Source organism: Crocosphaera watsonii WH 8501, from assembly GCF_000167195.1.
GTDB classification, from domain to species: Bacteria; Cyanobacteriota; Cyanobacteriia; order Cyanobacteriales; family Microcystaceae; genus Crocosphaera; species Crocosphaera watsonii.
This window is the reverse complement of the sequence record NZ_AADV02000002.1, coordinates 509,492-529,770: the sequence shown is the minus strand read 5'-3', so window position 1 is coordinate 529,770 and position 20,279 is coordinate 509,492. Positions and strand designations below refer to the sequence as shown.

Sequence of the window (20,279 nt, the reverse complement as noted above, 5' to 3'; positions counted from 1 at the left end):
TTTTTATTGTTTGCGATCGCTATGTTCCCCATCAATCTCTTAGATTTAATTGACCCAAAGAAGTGTTATGCTTTACCCGGATTTCTCACAAATTAATTTGAAAGCCCAATCCAGAGATGAAAAATGATAATTTTTAGGACTAATAGAAATTTTGAATATAGATGAATAAAAAAATTGACTTTGATTATCCAAAAATTGAGTTTAAGAGGGAATAATTATATTAACTTTTGATTTTCTCCACGATAAATAGGGTTTGCTGAAAAAGTTTCTCCAAAATTTATGCCACTTTTGACCAAGAATTTTCTGACAAATCAATAAGTTTCAGTACACAAAAATTGTTTAAAGTATAATCAAAATTAATGAAAGGCGGTTTGATGAGTTCCCCTGTTCTACTATCAGTAAATAAGGACAAAAAAGGCGACAAAAACTGCCTCAGAAGTTTAGAAATATTGACAACTAAAAATGTAATAGCAATAGATGTAATGGAGGTTTCAGGGAGTTTTGTCATCACGAGATTTAGGCTAAATCTTCGTTTAGCTTGTCCAAACTTTCCCTCAATAGCATTACGGAAGCATTCATCGGAGTGGGCTTGTTTCTTTTCTTCTTCACTGACATTTTTCGGAGGTCTTCCTAACTTCGGACCACTGATTCTTATCCCTCTTTCCTTACACCAATTTCTGTTTTCCCTAGTTCGATAAATTTTATCTACATGGACGGATTCGGGATAATAGCCAAACGTTTCTTTATACTTTTCTACTTGTTCTTTTAAATGACAAGATTCATTGAAGTTTTCCCAACTTATTTTGTCTAGAAACACATAGTTATCTACACAGCTTACTGAGAGTTTAGCTCCAAACTCTATTGGTTTTCCTGCTTTTCCCCTCACTATTGGACGAATATGCGGTTGAGTTAAACTTACAATTCTTTGAGGAACACTCTGGGTCTTATTCTCCCACATTGACTGTTGTTGTTCATAAACTTTTTTGATAGTCTCTAGACAATTTTTCTCTCTTTTATTCAGATTTTCCAGGGAAGCCCCAGCTTGAATTAAGTCTTCTATATTTCCTAAATTTTTCTTAAGGTATTTTAACTGTTTCCCGATAGCTTTTCTTCTTTCTTGATAAGATACTTTTCGTTTTTTAGCTACTTTTAAGTATTCCTTTCTAGCAATTTTTCTAGAAGTTCTCGGCTTTTTTCTCAATTTTACTCTTAATGGTTTATAAAGATTATCTATTATTCTTTCTGTCTCAATTCTGGCTTGATTTAATATGCCTAAATCCGTTGGGTATTTGATGTCTGCTGGCGCACAAGTCGCATCTAAAATTAGTTTACCTTTATTTTTTATTTTTTCTCCTTTTTCTTGGAGACAATCCTTTTTTTTTACTTCTTTATCACTCTTGTCTATTTCTCTTTTTACTATTTTTTTATTGATTTTATTTATCAATTCTCCATCAATTCTTTTCCTAAAATGAACTAGCATTGAAGATTCCAGTGGTGGCTCTTGTTGATAACAATTTAAACCTATAAAGTATTGTAGATAGGGATTTTCTCTAATCTGTTCTATAGTTTCTCTATCACTTGTTCCTAATTTTTCCTTAATAATTAATGTCCCTAATGCCATTCTAAATAGTTTGGCTGGCGCACCTTTTTCTGCTGAAAAAAGTTTAGCATATTCTTCCTCAAAATCATCCCAAGGTATCAACTCTGCCATGATTACCCAACGATTATTGGGGGACAATTTGCCCTCGAAAGGTAATTCAAATTTTTCTGGGGGCGGTAAAGGTTGCTCCTCTTTTCGATACATTTGTTCTTGACCAACAACTGGGAGGTGTTTCTACCAATTATAGCGGTTTGTAGCCGACAAAGCTGATCTTTTTTGCGATCGCGAATATGGGTGTAACCTTTTAAAGAATAGGGTTTTGCTTTTATTCAGCAAACCCTAAATAAGACTAAATGAAAGTATCAGTCAGTCAACAACTTATGATAGATATCTTTTTTAAAAAACAACTTATTCTACTTATCCAGCATTAGGAATAGTTTTAATTCTTTTGTTAGCAATAGACAAAATATCTTGATAAGGACAAGCACTACTGCCGCTTAGCAAAAATAATCCACCAGTCACTTATGATCTTTAAAGCCCTTAAATTTCCAAACGAACGGCTTAGCAAAATGTTGATTAAAGTAATCAATAAAATTGAGAATTTTTTGGGATAGTTCTTCAGTTGAACGGACAGTAATTCTTTTGAGTAAACGCCTGACTAAGATCTAAAACCAACACTCAATTTGATTAAGCCACGATGTATGTTTGGGAATATAAACAAAGCGAATTCGATGAGATTCATCTGATAAAAAATCTGCTCTGCTGTCCATAGATTGCAAAATCCCCTCCTTTCCTTTTCTCCCCAAATCAATAGTAATTCCACAGCTTTCTGCTACTAATTTGACTAAGCTTTCCGATTTATGAGTGTTGAGTTTATCTACAATAAAAATCCATTCTGCTTTTTCATCAATCTTAATCGTTCTCTGGATATGTTCAGAAAAATCTTGTTCTGTTCTTGTCGGTCCAATAGAGGGACTAACAACTTTTCCTCTTGCCACATCCCAGTTCGCAATCAAGCTTAAAGTTCCGTGTCTTTCATATTCAAATTCGATTTTTTCTACTTGTTTAGGCTTGATTCTTTTGTTCGGAAATAATCTCTCAAGAGCTTGAATCCCTGTCATTTCATCTGTACTAATTAAATGAATTCCTTGTTCTAACAAAGTTTTAGCTTCTTGATGAAGTTCACAGATATATTTGACTTGCTTTTTAAATTTTAAGGGATCATCAATTTTGGCATTTAACCAGTAACGAATGAGATGTGGTTGTAATGTCGCTTCTTTTTAAAAAACGCCCCACACTACGGGGGGAAATCTTTTCGACAATTCCTCTTTTTATGGCTTCATCCGCCAACTCTGAAGGTGTCCAATGGCTCACTGGTCTGTCTGATTTTTCACATTCTTCACAAGCGATCTCTACAATCTGGACTACTTGTTCGACCGTAAAGGATTTTGTTGTTCCAGGTCTTGGGCGATCGCTTAAAATTCCTTTGATCAAGACCATTAATGCTTTCTCCGTTACCTGTTGTTCTTCGGCGGCACTCAGTTTTTCTCTCTCCTCAAACCATCGCGATCGCCACTGACGCACTTGTACTAGGTCTAATTCTAATCTTCGACTAATCGAACTATTGCTCTCTCCTGATGCTGCGGCTAAGATTAGCTTGGCTCGTCTAACAAGGCGATAGGGGTTTGTTGTCCCTCTCACTATTTGTTGGAGTACTGTTTTCTGTAGGTTGGAGAGGTTAATTGGCAATGCTTTTATCATGGACATCAACTTCGAGATTCTTCCGTTAGTTTCATTGAAACACATTGTCGTGGCTAGTCACGAAAGTTTCTGTAAAAATCTGGTGGATTACTTTCGCCAAGCTGCACTAGTCCGACCACTCCTAAAACTGAGGTCATTTCTCCAAAAAATAAACCTGCTAATATACCTAAAATAAATCCAATTAATACTCGTAAGGCTAAACTTGATTTAACAGCACTATAAAATTTTTTCATTATCAGTTGAGCCAATTAATTAATAAAATTGATTTGGAAATCACCGTTAGAAAGATAAAAATCAAACTATAAGAATTTACATTATATATCATATAACTGTGATAACAATGATATAATCGATCAAAATAATCAACTTTTAGAGAAAAATAATAATGATTGAACCTTCTGGACAACAAAGAGAGGTCAAATCTTTAGGAAGTGCCTCTATTGATGGAACCCCTTTAGATTATATTGTCGTTATGTCTGCTGTAGTGACAGTCTTAGCTTTTATACCTTTTTCTATTACCATTGGCTCTGGTGGTATATTTCCCCTCAGTCAAGGTATATTTCCCCTCCTGGGATGGGTTTTAGGACCGGTAGGGGGTGCATTAGCTAGTGGTATTGGAACCCTAATGGGGGTATTTCTAGCCCCTCATACGGCCGGTATTCCTCCTGTATCTATATTTGGGGCAATGGTGGCCAGTTTTGCTGCTGGTTGTATGGTAATTGGTAAACAGCGTAAATATTGGTGGTTTTTTCTGAGTATTTTTTTTGTAGTGGCCTTTTACATTTATACTTCTCGCGCCATGAATAATCAAGTTTCTCTTTCTGTTATTGTTAAGGGTTCTTTTATTAATTGGTCAGGGATATTATTGTTTATATTACCTACAAGAATTTTATTTGCCAAATGGATTAATAGTGAAAATTTACGGTTAGTTTGGTTGGGTTTATTTTTTGGTAGTTGGACAGTTGCTGGGGTTTATCATGTCAGTCAGGCAATGATTACTTATATCATGTTTAATTGGCCTGAGGAGGTATGGATCTTGTTAATTCCTATCATGCCCTTAGAAAATTTAGTCCGTTCCTTAGTAGGGGCATTTATTGGGGTTCGTGTGATTTCTGGACTAAGGGCGATCGGTATAATGAAACCCGAAGCAGCTATTTATTAATTTAGAATTCAGAAAAACTGATCATTTAGAAAAATTATGGACAATTTATTTGATAATATTTCACAAAAAATTATTCAGATACCAAGGGATAATTTAGTATTTTTCTCTTTAATTAGTCTTGTTATCGCTTTAATTATTAACGATGTCAGCCAATATATACAAGATAATGGAAGTTATAAAGTTAAATGGGAATATAGTTCAGGTTGCTGTGGAATTTTTATTGATGGTGTAGATTTGCTGGAAGTGAAATAGGGAAATATAGCAATCAGTTATCAGTCTCACTATAATCTTTGATTTAGATGGGGTGTGTTCAATACCAAACTCCAAACAAAGGCTATATAATGGTTTTAACTATAGCGCAACAGTAAATATCTCAATGTCAGAAACTTATATTGGAACAACTCAAGCAGCTTGTCGACTTCACTTATCCGTTCAGCGTGTGCGAAAACTGGCTGTAGATGGTCGTATCGAAGGAGCCTTTAAAGAGGGTCGTCGCTGGAAAATCCCTGTCTCTTCCGGTGGAATGCCGAAAATAAGCCGTAAAAATAAAGGTCCAAAAGGTCGCTGGCGAATACGGAAACAAGACATCATGACCTATATCCATGTTATTCAGACTATACTCAGATATAATCGCGACAATAAGACCCATCACCCTGTTATTGACGTGAAAATGGGGGGACATAGTTTCTTGTGTAATGAGGTGAGAATTCCAGGAATTGGTCGACTGATTTATGACCCAGAACACAAGAAAAACTATGGCGCAACACTATGGTTTGAGATTGATTCTGATATTCCTTTGTAAATGAATAGCTTCACACAGCTAGTGCAGCTTAGCAAAAATAATCCACCAGTCACTTATGATCTTTAAAGCCCTTAAATTTCCAAACGAACGGCTTAGCAAAATGTTGATTAAAGTAATCAATAAAATTGAGAATTTTTTGGGATAGTTCTTCAGTTGAACGGACAGTAATTCTTTTGAGTAAACGCCGGACTAAGATCGAAAACCAACACTCAATTTGATTAAGCCACGATGTATGTTTGGGAATATAAACAAAGCGAATTCGATGAGATTCATCTGATAAAAAATCTGCTCTGCTGTCCATAGATTGCAAAATCCCCTCCTTTCCTTTTCTCCCCAAATCAATAGTAATTTCACAGCTTTCTGCTACTAATTTGACTAAGCTTTCCGATTTATGAGTGTTGAGTTTATCTACAATAAAAATCCATTCTGCTTTTTCATCAATCTTAATCGTTCTCTGGATATGTTCAGAAAAATCTTGTTCTGTTCTTGTCGGTCCAATAGAGGGACTAACAACTTTTCCTCTTGCCACATCCCAGTTCGCAATCAAGCTTAAAGTTCCGTGTCTTTCATATTCAAATTCGATTTTTTCTACTTGTTTAGGCTTGATTCTTTTGTTCGGAAATAATCTCTCAAGAGCTTGAATCCCTGTCATTTCATCTGTACTAATTAAATGAATTCCTTGTTCTAACAAAGTTTTAGCTTCTTGATGAAGTTCACAGATATATTTGACTTGCTTTTTAAATTTTAAGGGATCATCAATTTTGGCATTTAACCAGTAACGAACGAGATGTGGTTGTAATGTCGCTTCTTTTTAAAAAACGCCCCACACTACGGGGGGAAATCTTTTCGACAATTCCTCTTTTTATGGCTTCATCCGCCCACTCTGAAGGTGTCCAATGGCTCACTGGTCTGTCTGATTTTTCACATTCTTCACAAGCGATCGCTACAATCTGGACTACTTGTTCGACCGTAAAGGATTTTGTTGTTCCAGGTCTTGGGCGATCGCTTAAAATTCCTTTGATCAAGACCATTAATGCTTTCTCCGTTACCTGTTGTTCTTCGGCGGCACTCAGTTTTTCTCTCTCCTCAAACCATCGCGATCGCCACTGACGCACTTGTACTCGGTCTAATTCTAATCTTCGACTAATCGAACTATTGCTCTCTCCTGATGCTGCGGCTAAGATTAGCTTGGCTCGTCTAACAAGGCGATAGGGGTTTGTTGTCCCTCTCACTATTTGTTGGAGTACTGTTTTCTGTAGGTTGGAGAGGTTAATTGGCAATGCTTTTATCATGGACATCAACTTCGAGATTCGTCCGTTAGTTTCATTGAAACACATTGTCGTGGCTAGTCACGAAAGTTTCTGTAAAAATCTGGTGGATTACTTTCGCCAAGCTGCACTAGTTTAATCTCAAAAAAACGAAAAAGAGCTTTTGAACAAAGTTTTTAGCTACACGAAAAGGTCTAGCTAGTGTTTGTGCTTGAGATTTTTTGTTCTTAATATACTTCTCTAATCCCGGATTTCTCACAAATTAATTTGAAAGCCCAATCCAGAGATGAAAAATGATAATTTTTAGGACTAATAGAAATTTTGAATATAGATGAATAAAAAAATTGACTTTGATTATCCAAAAATTGAGTTTAAGAGGGAATAATTATATTAACTTTTGATTTTCTCCACGATAAATAAGACTAAATGAAAGTATCAGTCAGTCAACAACTTATGATAGATATCTTTTTTGAAAAACAACTTATTCTACTTATCCAGTATTAGGAATAGTTTTAATTCTTTTGTTAGCAATAGACAAAATATCTTGATAAGGACAAGCACTAGCTATAGCGATAATAATTCTTCTACAACTAATCTTTATTCTGGCTCCCAACTTAAGAAGATTTAGACGTATTCTTCCCACAGTTGCTTTAGCCAATGAAGTTTTTTTTAAACAGTGTTGACGAAAAGCATTTATGAGAACATAGGCCCAGGAATGTATCCATAATCTTAGTTGATTACTTTGAAATGTTTGAGTTGAAGTTCTATCAGCTAACAAGTCTAATTGTTGTTCTTTAATCCGATTTTCCATCTCGCCTCTCGGACAGTATTTTTTTGTATAAAGTTTTGAGGGTGGAATTTTTGAAGCGGGCAAAGATGTCACCACATGGCGCATTTTTAAGCCATCACTTCCATAACAAACTTTTGTCACTACTCTTCTTTGACAACTCCATGACTTTTCTGTTTTATAACGAATAGAGCGATACCAAGTAGAAATTGGTACTAATTTTTTAACTTCTTCTAAATCTTCTTTTTTCTGAAATAAACTATCCATTAATTCAGTTATTGGAGCTAGTTTTTTTTCATATTCATGTTTGGCTTTTTCAATTACATCATCCGCTCGTAACTTAAGAACGCCATTTGTTCCCATAGCTATAACATAATCAACTAAAGGCTGATTTTCACAAAAATAGAAGATTTCTTCACGGGCATAGGCACTATCACCCCTAACTAGGATATGAGTCTCTGACCATTTTTCTCTAATTAGTCCGATAATTCTTTGTAATTCGTCTAAGGCTCCATCGGCTGGATCTACATTAGATGAACGAAGTTTAGCAACTAATAAATGATGCCCACAGAAAATATATAAAGGAGCATAACATACTCCGTGATAATAACTATTAAAAAATGCCCCTTCTTGATTACCATGTACTTGGTCATCCGTGACATCCATATCTAATATAATACTTAAGGGAGGTTTTTTATAAGACTCTAAACAAAATTCAACAAAAGATTTTTCAATGGCTTCAAAGTTGGGTTCTATTTTATGATAACGACTCGTTTTTTGGTCGAGAATAGTCTCAGGACAATATTCCAATCTATTAATTGTACTTTTTCCAGCTAACCATCCCTTTTTATCTTCAAGTTCATTAAGCTTTTCTAAAGCGATCTTAAGGGCAGGATCGTGACGTAATTTATCATGGTCATTGACATCTTCATAGCCTAAAATAATTCCATAAAGCCTTTGTGCTAATAACTCATGAACGGAATGATCTACATAAGATTGATGACGATGATCTTGAAAACAGTTACCAAACTTCTCCGTAATTCCCAGTTTTTTATCCAACTCAGCTATCCAGACAATCCCCGCATCTGAAGTGATTAGTCCCCCATCAAAATTAGCGATTATTTCTTTTCCTTTCTGTTTACTAAAGTTGATTACTTGACGAGGGGTTCGGGGATGACTGGGACTCATTAAATTAGTTTAAGGTAAATTGCTTTAATAATTAAATTATAGCATATTTTATTCTAACAATCTAGTACTATTAGAGATTTTATTAATAATTTTTTTTGAAAAATGAGTGATTGATTTATCTTTTCATCTTTGTCTAATTCGGGTTGATTTTAACCCAGATTCCGCACTTCAAAATGTAGCATAAAAAAATACATAGTTTTAAAAAGTCCGAAAATCATACCTGGGCAAGAATATTTCTCTTTTCATTAAATTTTTAGGAAAAATAATCAAATTAAGAAGATTTATACTCATTGAAAACTTAGCAAGACTCAGCACAAACAAAGGAGAGTTTCCTCTTCTCATTTGATATCATTAGACTCTTATTCTTTTATTATTTTTGCTTTATCCAATTCAATTTATAGATAATATCTTTGACAAGATGCAGGTAATAAACTCAATATAAAACGCCTTTCTTCTGTTAAATTGACAATTCGTTTAACTCCGTTTAAAATCACATAATGAATACCTTGAAAACATTGAAATATCCACCTCAAAGTCGGACGCAATGTTACTTTCCCTACTTGATTATTTATTCCTTTTTTGACTCTTTTTAAACAATTTCTTAATTCTCTTTGCCCCAAGTTATAAATCAACAAACACAAAGACATTAAAATAACATTGTTTCTATTCTTTCTGGTTTTTCAACGAAGAAACTATCAGTAAAAAATAAGGGATCTTTCAAAAATCGAAATCCTCTTTCCGTAGATTGCTGGTTTTTATAAGTTATCAGAATTTCACTAGCTTCTAATTTATTTTCCTCTACTAAGTTAGTTGCTAAAATAAATTTTCCTGCTTCTTTAGTCTTTCTACTTATCTCTTCATCTTTTTTGATGATCAGACTAATCATTTTATAAATCTTTTCCTTTTTTTTCGAGTAAGTTTCAATCAGTTCAACTTCTTTTATTTCCAACAATCTCAATTTTTTATTAATAGCTTTTAATTTATATCGAGCAGCTTGAGGATGTTCAAATTCTTCAGATTGTATTTCTTTAAGAAATTTTTGGGATTTCTTCTCTTCTTGGGAAAGTTGTTTTTCTAGTTTTTCCAAATCACTTTTCTGTCTTTTTTCACTCAAGACTATTAACCAAGTTTGCTTGATTCCACCATAAGTAACAATTCCTTCTTTCCAGGTATAACTTTCTAAATTTAGGTCACTTCTTTTTTCTTTATCTTCATCTTTTACTTCTTCCACCTCTATATTTTGCACTAATTCTTTTGCTTTTTTTATGGTCATTGGAACTCTCGTTATCCATTTTAAATGTTGGATTAGTTGGAGATTTTCTTGACCATATAAAGCACTATCACAAACCATGATACTATCAAACTTTATTTGCTTTTTGAATTCTACTAAAACTTTTCCAAATACAGCTTTATCAGATTCATTTCCATCTCCTACTCTCACAAATAATGGAATATCTCCATCTTGGCTTGTTATTAAATCCAAGACACATTGTTTTAAGTCTGGTCTATGATCCCGAGAATATCCTTTCTTAATAAAAATTGGTCTTTCTTTAATAATTTTTTCTTCTTCCTGTTTCTCTTTATCTTCTTCCCTTTTATATTCTCCATCTAAATGAAATGATGTGGAATCTAAATGGGAGTATTTAAGGTCTATTTTAAATTTTTTAATTACTTCTAAAACTACTTCAATAAAAATATCATTTAGTCCATATTTATATAATTCATCCATTACTCTCCCAATTTTATCATCATTAAGGTAATCAGGTTTAATTCTTTCTCCTAACAATTTCTCAATGGCTTTATCTTGAAAAAACTGACTGAATAAATATAGAGGTCTTGAAACAAATCCTAGTCCATTGATTAAAATAGACTTAACCACTGTACCTGCTGAGATTTTTTCTCTAACATCTATTCCTAATTTATTATTAATTATTTTGACTATTCCTATTTCATCAATTAAACCAGCTACTATCCCTAAATGGTCTAAATTTTTAACTTGTATTTCTTCTAAATAAGACATTTTTCGCTCTTTTTTTACAGAGGAAACAACTTAAGCAATTACCCCACTTTTTTGTCTTCAAGAGCTTAAGCAATTATACTTAATTATTAACCCCAGGCTTGTAGTATTTAATACTACTTTTTGAAGTGCGGAATCTGGGTTAAAAGGTTACACCCATATTCGCGATCGCAAAAAAGATCAGCTTTGTCGGCTACAAACCGCTATAATTGGTAGAAACACCTCCCAGTTGTTGGTCAAGAACAAATGTATCGAAAAGAGGAGCAACCTTTACCGCCCCCAGAAAAATTTGAATTACCTTTCGAGGGCAAATTGTCCCCCAATAATCGTTGGGTAATCATGGCAGAGTTGATACCTTGGGATGATTTTGAGGAAGAATATGCTAAACTTTTTTCAGCAGAAAAAGGTGCGCCAGCCAAACTATTTAGAATGGCATTAGGGACATTAATTATTAAGGAAAAATTAGGAACAAGTGATAGAGAAACTATAGAAAAGATTAGAGAAAATCCCTATCTACAATACTTTATAGGTTTAAATTGTTATCAACAAGAGCCACCACTGGAATCTTCAATGCTAGTTCATTTTAGGAAAAGAATTGATGGAGAATTGATAAACAAAATCAATAAAAAAATAGTAAAAAGAGAAATAGACAAGAGTGATAAAGAAGTAAAAAAAAAGGATTGTCTCCAAGAAAAAGGAGAAAAAATAAAAAATAAAGGTAAACTAATTTTAGATGCGACTTGTGCGCCAGCAGACATCAAATACCCAACGGATTTAGGCATATTAAATCAAGCCAGAATTGAGACAGAAAGAATAATAGATAATCTTTATAAACCATTAAGAGTAAAATTGAGAAAAAAGCCGAGAACTTCTAGAAAAATTGCTAGAAAGGAATACTTAAAAGTAGCTAAAAAACGAAAAGTATCTTATCAAGAAAGAAGAAAAGCTATCGGGAAACAGTTAAAATACCTTAAGAAAAATTTAGGAAATATAGAAGACTTAATTCAAGCTGGGGCTTCCCTGGAAAATCTGAGTAAAAGACAGAAAAATTGTCTAGAGACTATCAAAAAAGTTTATGAACAACAACAGTCAATGTGGGAGAATAAGACCCAGAGTGTTCCTCAAAGAATTGTAAGTTTAACTCAACGGCATATTCGTCCAATAGTGAGGGGAAAAGCAGGAAAACCAATAGAGTTTGGAGCTAAACTCTCAGTAAGCTGTGTAGATAACTATGTGTTTCTAGACAAAATAAGTTGGGAAAACTTCAATGAATCTTGTCATTTAAAAGAACAAGTAGAAAAGTATAAAGAAACGTTTGGCTATTATCCCGAATCCGTCCATGTAGATAAAATTTATCGAACTAGGGAAAACAGAAATTGGTGTAAGGAAAGAGGGATAAGAATCAGTGGTCCGAAGTTAGGAAGACCTCCGAAAAATGTCAGTGAAGAAGAAAAGAAACAAGCCCACTCCGATGAATGCTTCCGTAATGCTATTGAGGGAAAGTTTGGACAAGCTAAACGAAGATTTAGCCTAAATCTCGTGATGACAAAACTCCCTGAAACCTCCATTACATCTATTGCTATTACATTTTTAGTTGTCAATCTTTCTAAACTTCTGAGGCAGTTTTTGTCGCTTTTTTTGTCCTTATTTACTAATAATAGAACAGGGGAACTCATCAAACCGCCTTTCATTAATTTTGATTATACTTTAAACAATTTTTATGTACTAAAACTTATTGATTTGTCAGAAAATTCTTGGTCAAAAGTGGCATAAATTTTGGAGAAACTTTTTCAGCAAACCCTAGTTAGATTCAGATTTCATTATACTAATCTCTCGAATCAGAACACAAATACCGATTAATATGATAGATATTTACGATAAGGTAATATTGGAAACGGGTTTATATTAATTTGTTGAAGATAGCTAGTGCAGCTTGGCGAAAGTAATCCACCAGATTTTTACAGAAACTTTCGTGACTAGCCACGACAATGTGTTTCAATGAAACTAACGGAAGAATCTCGAAGTTGATGTCCATGATAAAAGCATTGCCAATTAACCTCTCCAACCTACAGAAAACAGTACTCCAACAAATAGTGAGAGGGACAACAAACCCCTATCGCCTTGTTAGACGAGCCAAGCTAATCTTAGCCGCAGCATCAGGAGAGAGCAATAGTTCGATTAGTCGAAGATTAGAATTAGACCGAGTACAAGTGCGTCAGTGGCGATCGCGATGGTTTGAGGAGAGAGAAAAACTGAGTGCCGCCGAAGAACAACAGGTAACGGAGAAAGCATTAATGGTCTTGATCAAAGGAATTTTAAGCGATCGCCCAAGACCTGGAACAACAAAATCCTTTACGGTCGAACAAGTAGTCCAGATTGTAGCGATCGCTTGTGAAGAATGTGAAAAATCAGACAGACCAGTGAGCCATTGGACACCTTCAGAGTTGGCGGATGAAGCCATAAAAAGAGGAATTGTCGAAAAGATTTCCCCCCGTAGTGTGGGGCGTTTTTTAAAAAGAAGCGACATTACAACCACATCTCGTTCGTTACTGGTTAAATGCCAAAATTGATGATCCCTTAAAATTTAAAAAGCAAGTCAAATATATCTGTGAACTTCATCAAGAAGCTAAAACTTTGTTAGAACAAGGAATTCATTTAATTAGTACAGATGAAATGACAGGAATTCAAGCTCTTGAGAGATTATTTCCGAACAAAAGAATCAAGCCTAAACAAGTAGAAAAAATCGAATTTGAATATGAAAGACACGGAACTTTAAGCTTGATTGCGAACTGGGATGTGGCAAGAGGAAAAGTTGTTAGTCCCTCTATTGGACCGACAAGAACAGAACAAGATTTTTCTGAACATATCCAGAGAATGATTAAGTTTGATGAAAAAGCAGAATGGATTTTTATTGTAGATCAACTCAACACTCATAAATCGGAAAGCTTAGTCAAATTAGTAGCAGAAAGCTGTGGAATTACTATTGATTTGGGGAGAAAAGGAAAGGAGGGAATTTTGCAATCTATGGACAGCAGAGCAGATTTTTTATCAGATGAATCTCATCGAATTCGCTTTGTTTATATTCCCAAACATACATCGTGGCTTAATCAAATTGAGTGTTGGTTTTCGATCTTAGTCCGGCGTTTACTCAAAAGAATTACTGTCCGTTCAACTGAAGAACTATCCCAAAAAATTCTCAATTTTATTGATTACTTTAATCAACATTTTGCTAAGCCGTTCGTTTGGAAATTTAAGGGCTTTAAAGATCATAAGTGACTGGTGGATTATTTTTGCTAAGCTGCACTAGTGGCAATGTCTGCGGTGAGTTGATACAACCTGGAACTTCGCAAGGTAATAATACTGGACTGAGTCCGTCAGCAATTGACGAATATCTATCTCGTCGCAGCGGCTATCGTATTAGAGGGAAGTTACTCAGATGCAGTCGCGTTTTCTCCAGCGTAGTCTCTTGCGAAACATTATTGACTGCGGTTAATAAAGACGAGGATATTAGTGTCTATGGGTCACATTATGATTGGACTTTTTTTGTCCAAAGTCCAAATTATGACGCATCCCCAGCATATGGTCCTGATGGATCAAGGTATCTGCCAACTGTCCGCGTCGGAGGTGGAGGGGAAACAAATAAATTTCATACCCTGGTACTACCTCAGGGAATAGGAGTGAAAGTTATCACAACCTACAACGGGTATCCCCCAAGGTGTAGGATACTTTTCTGGGGTGGTTGTTAGTTTCTGTGGCTATAGCTGTGATGCTTATGTTCGCTTCAAAGATATTGTGATTGAGTGACCTTAGAGTGTCGCCTTTTCCCTATTGTGAAACCACTGATTTTGTAGGTTGGGTTTCTTTGCTCAAACCAACCTATATTATCCAAGTCTCTAGGGTACGTTAACGAAAGGTAATGCAGCTAATCAATTCTAAAGACAAAACATTCAATGATCAATAGCTATTTGATTATAATTAAAATTAAAATTAATAAACTTCGTCATGTGAGCCAATATCCACTAGGATAATTAAAGATTCTTCTGAGTCTTCATCCTGAGAAAAGATAAAAATAATACGACAATCATAACTAACAGAACAAGACCACAAATCATTTAATTTCCCCGTTAATTTATGAGACTTTAAAGACGGAGTAAAAGGATCTTTAGCTAATAAGCTTAAAACACTCGTAATTTTATTTTGTAGTTCAGGAGTCTTTTTAATCAATTTCTTAAAAGCTCGTCTAAAATGACTATTCCAAACTACTCTCATCATCCTCCTCCTCTAACAAATCTGCAATTAAATCATCCACTGTGCCAATTTTAGCTTTTCCCTCTTGTAAATCAGTTAAAATAGCTTGAGCATTATCAGCAATTTCTGAGCGTCTTTTTTCGATGCGTCTTTTGCGGATTAAATCAAACAAATAATCTTGATCCTCAATTGACAAGGTTTCAATGGATTCAATTAGATTTTGAAAGTAAGCTGTGGCCATTTTCTTAGAGATTATTGTTTATCTATTGAGTATTATAAAAATTCTTTTCTTCTAAGAAAATTAATTTTTGCTTAACTTTTTTCCTAATCTAGAACTTAATTGATACATAAATTAATAATAGGAATCACCATATTACAGAAAACTTATGGAACCCAGACAAGAACTTAATTCTATTGTTGTTACCACCGAACAAATGGCCAACATTGAGGGTAAAATTTTTGCGGGGGGTATGCCAGTAGCTGCTTTAATGGAAAAAGCGGCACTGTTAACCTCCCAACGTATTCAACAGCTTTATCCTCTCCATACTGTTGACAAAGTTGGGGTATTAGTCGGCCCGGGTCATAATGGGGGAGATGCTTTGGTTATTGCCAGGGAATTACATCTACAGGGTTATGATGTCTGTGTCTATTGTCCCTTCACCAAACTAAAAGAGTTAACCCAACAACACGCTAACTATGCCCATAGTTTGGGCATTCCTTACCATAACGATCTCGAATCTTTGAACCATTGTCAATTAATTATTGATGGTTTATTTGGTTTTGGACTCAAGCGACCGCTGTCTGGTAATCTAGCAATAGATGTAGATCGTCTCAATCAATGGTCGATCCCTGTGGTGAGTGTTGATATTCCCTCTGGGTTACACACCGATACCGGAGAAGTGCTAGGTACAGCAGTTAAAGCAACTCATAGTCTCTGTTTGGGGTTGTGGAAACCAGTTTATTTTCAGGATCAAGCTTTAGCTTACACCGGTATAGCTGAAAAAATCGATTTTGGTATTCCCTTAAAAGATATCTTTTCAACTATTCCCCAACCCATTCCCCTACAACTTTTGCACAAAACCCTAGCACTAGGGTTTTTACCCTTACCCCGTCCCCAACTTACCCATAAATATCAACAAGGCCATTTACTGCTCATTGCCGGTTCCCATCGCTACGCAGGGGCGAGTATTTTGAGCAGTAATGGGGCTAAAGCAAGCGGTGTGGGGATGTTATCCGTTGCGGTGCCTGAGTCCCTGAAACCTCTGCTAGTTGGTAAAATTCCTGATGGTTTGGTGATTGACTGTCCTGTGTCAGAAAAGGGGGTGATTGCCTCATTACCCCCACTTGCAACAGACTTCGCTTCCTATGATATCATTGCCTGTGGTCCAGGGTTAACCAGAGAAGCAACGGAGGTGGTAACTAGGGTATTAGAAGCAAAATGTCCCCTAGTTTTAGATGCCGATGCACTTAACATCCTGGCCCAACTGGGAACGGTAAACCGTTTATCTAAACGGCAAAATGCTACGGTTTTGACCCCCCATCTAGGGGAGTTTAAGCGTCTTTTTCCTGATATCCATAACCCCGAAAAGGATAGAATAAGCGCCACTAAACAGGCCGCTAGTCAAAGCGGAGCGATTATTTTGTTAAAAGGAGCCAGAACCATTATTGCCAACCCTCAAGGCAAAATTTGGATAATTCCCGAAAGTACCCCGGCCTTAGCTAGAGGGGGCAGTGGGGATGTGTTGACTGGTTTGATCGGGGGACTATTAGCCCAAAACAAAACCACCAATCACACTCTAGAGGCGATGGTGGCAACGGCTGCCTGGTGGCACGCTCAAGCTGCTATTTTAGCGGCCAAAGAGCGCAGCGAGTTAGGAGTTGATGCCGGAACTCTTAGCCAATATCTTCATACTATTTTTTAGAAAAGATATTAGATCTTATTATCTCGACTAAGGTTTATTTTGTTCAAGCATTCCCACGCCGGAGTAACTGTTATAGGATATGTTAGGCTTTCGGGTTTTTTGAATATCCTCTTTTATTTGATCTAGATCAATGTAGCGATCAGCAACATTAATTAAACTATCACTGGTCATTGAGCGCAAACTAACAACTTCGATGCGGGCCCCACGATAACTAACCGAGTCCGCCGCATAAGCTAAGTCTCCGTCTCCACTGACAATAATGGCTGTGTCGTAGGAACCCACTAGGGCCATCAAGTCCACGGCTATTTCTACGTCCAAATTAGCTTTTTTCGAGCCATCGGGCAGTTGCACTAAGTCTTTGGCAATGACGCGATAACCGTTGCGTCTCATCCACAATAAGAACCCTTGTTGTTTTTCGTTGGTGCGATCCATCCCTGTGTAGAAAAAGGCTCTGAGAAGGCGAGAACCCTCTGTTAACGACAAAGGAGCTTCGTATAATCGATTTCTATACCTAATTGTAATGCAGCGTAGAAGAGATTAGAACCATCGATAAAAATGGCCACTCTTCCTCGATTTTCTAAGACTTGTTCCGGGGAGAAAATCGAATCATCGTCAAAATCATCATACATTGTTGTTATGCCTCGTTGCTCGTCAAAAAAGGACGGACTATGAAAATTATTAGTGAGTTCGGGTTTGTATTTCATCGTAAAATAGTGGTTGTTTTCAATACAAAAATAGAAAAAATGTTAATTTTTTCAATTGTTAAGGGTTCTCCTCTGAGGGAAGATCGAGTTTAGCAAAAATGGGCTGCGGTTTGCTTAGGTTTTGATTAACCGCTAGCTTGCCCCATTGGCTATGGTGAGTAAAAGGAATAACTTGATTTAGGCGATCGCTTTGATTAAAGTCCACAGAAAAACCAAGTTGTTCATAGATTTTGCTACTGAGATTAGGAATAATAGGAGCTAATAAATAAGCAGCAAGACGCACTGATTCTAACACTCCATACAAAATCTGTTCTACTTCGGCCTGTTTTCCTTCTTTAAACAAACGCCAAGGGGCCTGTTCATCGATGAATTTATTCCCTGCTCGGATCAAGGTTAAAATCTCCTCACATCCCTCGTTAAATTTGAGGGTTTCATAGGCTTTTATTACCTTTTCCCCTAGAGTTAAGCCTATGGTTTTTAGGGGATGTTCTTGGGGTAATTCTGCTGCTGTAAGCTCCGGTAATGAACCTTTACAGTATTTTTTGGTCATTCCTAAGGTTCGGTTGAGCAAATTCCCTAAATCGTTAGCGAGATCGGCGTTAAGGATATTAACAAAACGAGTCTCGTTAAAGTCTCCATCTTTTCCACATTCTATCTCTTTTAAGAAATAGTAGCGCACTGCATCAGCACCATATTTATCCACTAATGCAAAGGGATCTAATGTGTTTCCCAGGGTTTTGCCCATTTTTTGCCCATCTTTTGTCAAAAAACCATGACCAAAAACTTTATCTGGCAAAGGCAATTCTGCTGACATTAACATAGCTGGCCAATAGATAGCATGGAAGCGTAAAATATCTTTACCAATTAAATGCAAATTGATCGGCCACCAAGTCGATAAGGCATTATTTAGAGTAGGTTCGGCCTCTGGTTCGAGTAAGGCCGTCACATAGCCTAAAAGGGCATCAAACCACACATAAATGGTATGACTAGGATCTTTGGGGATGGGAAAACCCCACTCCAAATTGACGCGAGATATGGAAAAGTCTTGTAAACCTTGATTAACAAAGTTGAGAATTTCGTTGCGGCGGCTCTCTGGTTGGATAAATTGAGGATTTTTTTCGTAGAGTTCCTCTAATTTTGTTTGATATTTAGACAGTTTAAAGAAATAGTTTTCTTCGTCTCGCCATTCTGCTTTTTTGTTAGTATGAATGGGACAACAACCATCTTCTAATAATTCTCGTTTTTCTTTAAATTCTTCGCAAGCAACACAATACCATCCTTGTTGTTGGGCTAAGTAAATATCCCCGTTCTCCCAAACTCTCTCGAAAAATTCCTTAACAATTACTTCATGTTTACTGGCAGTGGTACGACTAAAGCGATCGTATTGAATTTCTAGCTTCTGCCATAATTCCTCAAAACTGCTCACTATCTCATCACAGTGCTTTTGGGGTGCTAGTCCTTTTTCTTCGGCGGTTCGCTGTATTTTCTGCCCATGTTCATCGGTTCCCGTGATTAAAAGAACCTCATCACCTATTAATCTTTTATGGCGAGCAATGACATCGGCGATAATGGTGGTGTACGCACTACCAATATGGGGAACTCCGTTAACATAATATAAGGGCGTGGTTAAAGCAAATTTTTTAGGCTTTGTTGTTTTTGAGGTCATTATAAATTAAGGGGCTTTTAATCAAGACTATCCTTAAAGTCCCCTCTAACTGGGGATAATGTTTGCTAAGGATTAATTCTGGTTATTTTTTTTGCGTATCATTGTTTAATCATTAACCCAATTATATCCCTTATTCCAATAAAAAGAATCTTAAGAACCCTATGTTAAGACATCTTAAGCAATAGTAAGTTATAGTTACAATTCTCATTAAAAACTTATTATTGTGTCATCTTTTTTCAAAAAAGAGCAGCAATGCACAAAGCGTATAGATATCTTGCAAATAATGTTTTATGGTATCGTAGGATGAATTTTATTGATTTTTGGTGTATCTTAAAAATGCAATCATGTAAACTGCCGTTAAATTTCTCCCGAAAAAAGAACTCATAAAAATTAAAAGATCGGATATTTTAGGCAATCCTAACTGGAAAAAAAAGATGAAAAAAATTCTAGGAATGATGCTTTCTCTGGCCTTAGTCGCAGTGCCATTAAAATCGGTCGCCGAACCTATTTTACAACGTATTGAGCGAACAGGAACTATTCGTGCGGGGGCTTGGAAAGACGCGAAACCCTTTGGTTATGTTAACGAAAAAGGGGAATGGGTCGGCTATAGTATCGATATTATGAGAGTCATTCAAAGTCAGGTGGAAACCGCCCTAGACAAACCCATAAAACTTGAATTAGTTGAAGTTGACACTCAAAACTTTTTAGATCATGTTCGAGATAGAAAGGTAGATATTTCTTGCGGTCCGACTTCCTTTACCTGGAACCGAGAAAGATATATTGATTTTTCTATCAGCTATTTTGTCACAGGAACACAAGTTCTGGTCAAAAAAGGAGTCACCATTGATTCTGTGGAGGAACTGAAAACAAAAAGGATCGGTTTGGAAGCTAATACCACTAATGAAGCAGTTCTCAAAACCCTTGCCCCAGACTTACAAGTAATTGTAGTCAACAGTCGCAGCGATGGCTTTGCGAAACTCCAACAAGGGGTTATCGATGGTTATGCTGGTGATGGTATTCTTCTCGAAGCTTTGAAACCCAGATTCCGCACTTCAAAATGTAGTATAAAAAAATACATAGTTTTAAAAAGTCCGAAAATCATACCTGGGCAAGAATATTTCTCTTTTCATTAAATTTTTAGGAAAAATAATCAA

17 protein-coding genes and 3 pseudogenes are annotated in these 20,279 nt (G+C 35.9%); 8 read left to right on the top strand and 12 right to left on the bottom strand.

The genetic code is table 11. From position 1 onward, the window contains the following. Positions 1–277: 277 nt before the first annotated feature. The 4 genes and pseudogenes from CWATDRAFT_RS06230 to CWATDRAFT_RS37060 form a co-directional block, all read right to left on the bottom strand. Complete coding sequence (locus CWATDRAFT_RS06230; RefSeq protein WP_007304207.1) at positions 278–1,804, bottom strand: IS5-like element ISCwa2 family transposase; 1,527 nt, start codon at positions 1,802–1,804, stop codon at positions 278–280. A gap of 314 nt (positions 1,805–2,118) precedes the next feature. Next, positions 2,119–2,760: pseudogene (locus tag CWATDRAFT_RS06225) on the bottom strand (transposase). 64 nt (positions 2,761–2,824) lie between these two features. After that, the gene (locus tag CWATDRAFT_RS06220; RefSeq protein ID WP_007304206.1) at positions 2,825–3,406 is read right to left on the bottom strand and encodes a helix-turn-helix domain-containing protein; all 582 of its coding nucleotides are present in this window, start codon (positions 3,404–3,406) and stop codon (positions 2,825–2,827) included. A gap of 8 nt (positions 3,407–3,414) precedes the next feature. Next, entirely contained in the window at positions 3,415–3,594 is a 180-nt protein-coding gene (locus CWATDRAFT_RS37060) for a hypothetical protein (RefSeq protein ID WP_042711219.1), read from the bottom strand. A 152-nt stretch (positions 3,595–3,746) separates the two neighbouring features. On the opposite strand from CWATDRAFT_RS37060, the gene CWATDRAFT_RS06210 reads away from it, so the two are divergent. The 3 genes from CWATDRAFT_RS06210 (at position 3,747) to CWATDRAFT_RS06200 (ending at position 5,325) form a co-directional block, all read left to right on the top strand. Then, positions 3,747–4,523, top strand: a complete 777-nt coding sequence (locus CWATDRAFT_RS06210) for a hypothetical protein (RefSeq protein WP_007304205.1) — start codon at positions 3,747–3,749, stop codon at positions 4,521–4,523. 36 nt (positions 4,524–4,559) lie between these two features. After that, positions 4,560–4,775, top strand: a complete 216-nt coding sequence (locus CWATDRAFT_RS06205) for a hypothetical protein (RefSeq protein ID WP_007310759.1) — start codon at positions 4,560–4,562, stop codon at positions 4,773–4,775. A gap of 124 nt (positions 4,776–4,899) precedes the next feature. Beyond that, positions 4,900–5,325: a MerR family transcriptional regulator gene (locus tag CWATDRAFT_RS06200; protein WP_007304204.1), complete on the top strand. Its 426-nt coding sequence runs from the start codon at positions 4,900–4,902 to the stop codon at positions 5,323–5,325. A gap of 49 nt (positions 5,326–5,374) precedes the next feature. Here the strand turns inward: CWATDRAFT_RS06200 and CWATDRAFT_RS06195 are convergent, their stop codons facing one another. From CWATDRAFT_RS06195 to CWATDRAFT_RS06180, 4 genes and pseudogenes are all read right to left on the bottom strand, one after another. After that, positions 5,375–6,016, bottom strand: coding sequence for a transposase (locus tag CWATDRAFT_RS06195; RefSeq protein WP_007304203.1), 642 nt, complete (start codon positions 6,014–6,016; stop codon positions 5,375–5,377). A gap of 64 nt (positions 6,017–6,080) precedes the next feature. Next, positions 6,081–6,662, bottom strand: coding sequence for a helix-turn-helix domain-containing protein (locus tag CWATDRAFT_RS06190; RefSeq protein WP_007304202.1), 582 nt, complete (start codon positions 6,660–6,662; stop codon positions 6,081–6,083). A gap of 421 nt (positions 6,663–7,083) precedes the next feature. Then, on the bottom strand, positions 7,084–8,568 hold the full coding sequence (locus CWATDRAFT_RS06185; protein ID WP_007303318.1) for an IS1380-like element ISCwa5 family transposase: 1,485 nt from the start codon (positions 8,566–8,568) through the stop codon (positions 7,084–7,086). A gap of 395 nt (positions 8,569–8,963) precedes the next feature. Continuing rightward, positions 8,964–10,588, bottom strand: a pseudogene (locus tag CWATDRAFT_RS06180) (IS1634-like element ISCwa1 family transposase). Between the two features lie 243 nt (positions 10,589–10,831). Between CWATDRAFT_RS06180 and CWATDRAFT_RS06175 the strand changes: the two are divergent. The 3 genes from CWATDRAFT_RS06175 to CWATDRAFT_RS06165 all read left to right on the top strand — a co-directional run bounded on the left by CWATDRAFT_RS06175 (position 10,832) and on the right by CWATDRAFT_RS06165 (position 13,861). After that, the gene (locus tag CWATDRAFT_RS06175; RefSeq protein WP_007304199.1) at positions 10,832–12,358 is read left to right on the top strand and encodes an IS5-like element ISCwa2 family transposase; all 1,527 of its coding nucleotides are present in this window, start codon (positions 10,832–10,834) and stop codon (positions 12,356–12,358) included. Between the two features lie 215 nt (positions 12,359–12,573). After that, positions 12,574–13,155: a helix-turn-helix domain-containing protein gene (locus CWATDRAFT_RS06170; protein ID WP_007303150.1), complete on the top strand. Its 582-nt coding sequence runs from the start codon at positions 12,574–12,576 to the stop codon at positions 13,153–13,155. 64 nt (positions 13,156–13,219) lie between these two features. Then, positions 13,220–13,861 carry a transposase gene (locus CWATDRAFT_RS06165; protein WP_007304198.1) on the top strand — a complete coding sequence of 214 codons (642 nt, stop codon included), beginning with the start codon at positions 13,220–13,222 and terminating at the stop codon, positions 13,859–13,861. A 711-nt stretch (positions 13,862–14,572) separates the two neighbouring features. Here the strand turns inward: CWATDRAFT_RS06165 and CWATDRAFT_RS06155 are convergent. Continuing rightward, entirely contained in the window at positions 14,573–14,854 is a 282-nt protein-coding gene (locus CWATDRAFT_RS06155; RefSeq protein ID WP_007304197.1) for a type II toxin-antitoxin system RelE/ParE family toxin, read from the bottom strand. Next, complete coding sequence (locus CWATDRAFT_RS06150) at positions 14,835–15,074, bottom strand: hypothetical protein (RefSeq protein WP_007304196.1); 240 nt, start codon at positions 15,072–15,074, stop codon at positions 14,835–14,837. Before CWATDRAFT_RS06150 ends, CWATDRAFT_RS06155 begins: the two co-directional genes overlap by 20 nt. Before the next feature lie 145 nt (positions 15,075–15,219). On the opposite strand from CWATDRAFT_RS06150, the gene CWATDRAFT_RS06145 reads away from it, so the two are divergent. Further along, positions 15,220–16,755 carry a bifunctional ADP-dependent NAD(P)H-hydrate dehydratase/NAD(P)H-hydrate epimerase gene (locus tag CWATDRAFT_RS06145; protein WP_007304195.1) on the top strand — a complete coding sequence of 512 codons (1,536 nt, stop codon included), beginning with the start codon at positions 15,220–15,222 and terminating at the stop codon, positions 16,753–16,755. A gap of 27 nt (positions 16,756–16,782) precedes the next feature. On the opposite strand, the pseudogene CWATDRAFT_RS06140 reads toward CWATDRAFT_RS06145, so the two are convergent. After that, positions 16,783–17,384 (bottom strand): annotated as a pseudogene (locus CWATDRAFT_RS06140) (LabA-like NYN domain-containing protein). A 133-nt stretch (positions 17,385–17,517) separates the two neighbouring features. Next, positions 17,518–19,125, bottom strand: coding sequence for a methionine--tRNA ligase (gene metG / locus CWATDRAFT_RS06135; protein WP_007304192.1), 1,608 nt, complete (start codon positions 19,123–19,125; stop codon positions 17,518–17,520). A gap of 452 nt (positions 19,126–19,577) precedes the next feature. On the opposite strand from metG, the gene CWATDRAFT_RS06130 reads away from it, so the two are divergent. Beyond that, the gene (locus tag CWATDRAFT_RS06130) at positions 19,578–20,258 is read left to right on the top strand and encodes an amino acid ABC transporter substrate-binding protein (protein WP_198138934.1); all 681 of its coding nucleotides are present in this window, start codon (positions 19,578–19,580) and stop codon (positions 20,256–20,258) included. Positions 20,259–20,279 lie beyond the last annotated feature (21 nt).

Coding starts and splice junctions, on each gene's coding strand:
- metG (WP_007304192.1), bottom strand. CDS start 19,125: ATGACCTCAAAAACAACAAAGCCTAAAAAATTTGCTTTAACCACGCCC.
- CWATDRAFT_RS06175 (WP_007304199.1), top strand. CDS start 10,832: ATGTATCGAAAAGAGGAGCAACCTTTACCGCCCCCAGAAAAATTTGAA.
- CWATDRAFT_RS06220 (WP_007304206.1), bottom strand. CDS start 3,406: ATGTGTTTCAATGAAACTAACGGAAGAATCTCGAAGTTGATGTCCATG.
- CWATDRAFT_RS06185 (WP_007303318.1), bottom strand. CDS start 8,568: ATGAGTCCCAGTCATCCCCGAACCCCTCGTCAAGTAATCAACTTTAGT.
- CWATDRAFT_RS37060 (WP_042711219.1), bottom strand. CDS start 3,594: ATGAAAAAATTTTATAGTGCTGTTAAATCAAGTTTAGCCTTACGAGTA.
- CWATDRAFT_RS06200 (WP_007304204.1), top strand. CDS start 4,900: ATGTCAGAAACTTATATTGGAACAACTCAAGCAGCTTGTCGACTTCAC.
- CWATDRAFT_RS06205 (WP_007310759.1), top strand. CDS start 4,560: ATGGACAATTTATTTGATAATATTTCACAAAAAATTATTCAGATACCA.
- CWATDRAFT_RS06230 (WP_007304207.1), bottom strand. CDS start 1,804: ATGTATCGAAAAGAGGAGCAACCTTTACCGCCCCCAGAAAAATTTGAA.
- CWATDRAFT_RS06145 (WP_007304195.1), top strand. CDS start 15,220: ATGGAACCCAGACAAGAACTTAATTCTATTGTTGTTACCACCGAACAA.
- CWATDRAFT_RS06210 (WP_007304205.1), top strand. CDS start 3,747: ATGATTGAACCTTCTGGACAACAAAGAGAGGTCAAATCTTTAGGAAGT.
- CWATDRAFT_RS06130 (WP_198138934.1), top strand. CDS start 19,578: ATGATGCTTTCTCTGGCCTTAGTCGCAGTGCCATTAAAATCGGTCGCC.
- CWATDRAFT_RS06150 (WP_007304196.1), bottom strand. CDS start 15,074: ATGGCCACAGCTTACTTTCAAAATCTAATTGAATCCATTGAAACCTTG.
- CWATDRAFT_RS06190 (WP_007304202.1), bottom strand. CDS start 6,662: ATGTGTTTCAATGAAACTAACGGACGAATCTCGAAGTTGATGTCCATG.
- CWATDRAFT_RS06155 (WP_007304197.1), bottom strand. CDS start 14,854: ATGAGAGTAGTTTGGAATAGTCATTTTAGACGAGCTTTTAAGAAATTG.
- CWATDRAFT_RS06170 (WP_007303150.1), top strand. CDS start 12,574: ATGTGTTTCAATGAAACTAACGGAAGAATCTCGAAGTTGATGTCCATG.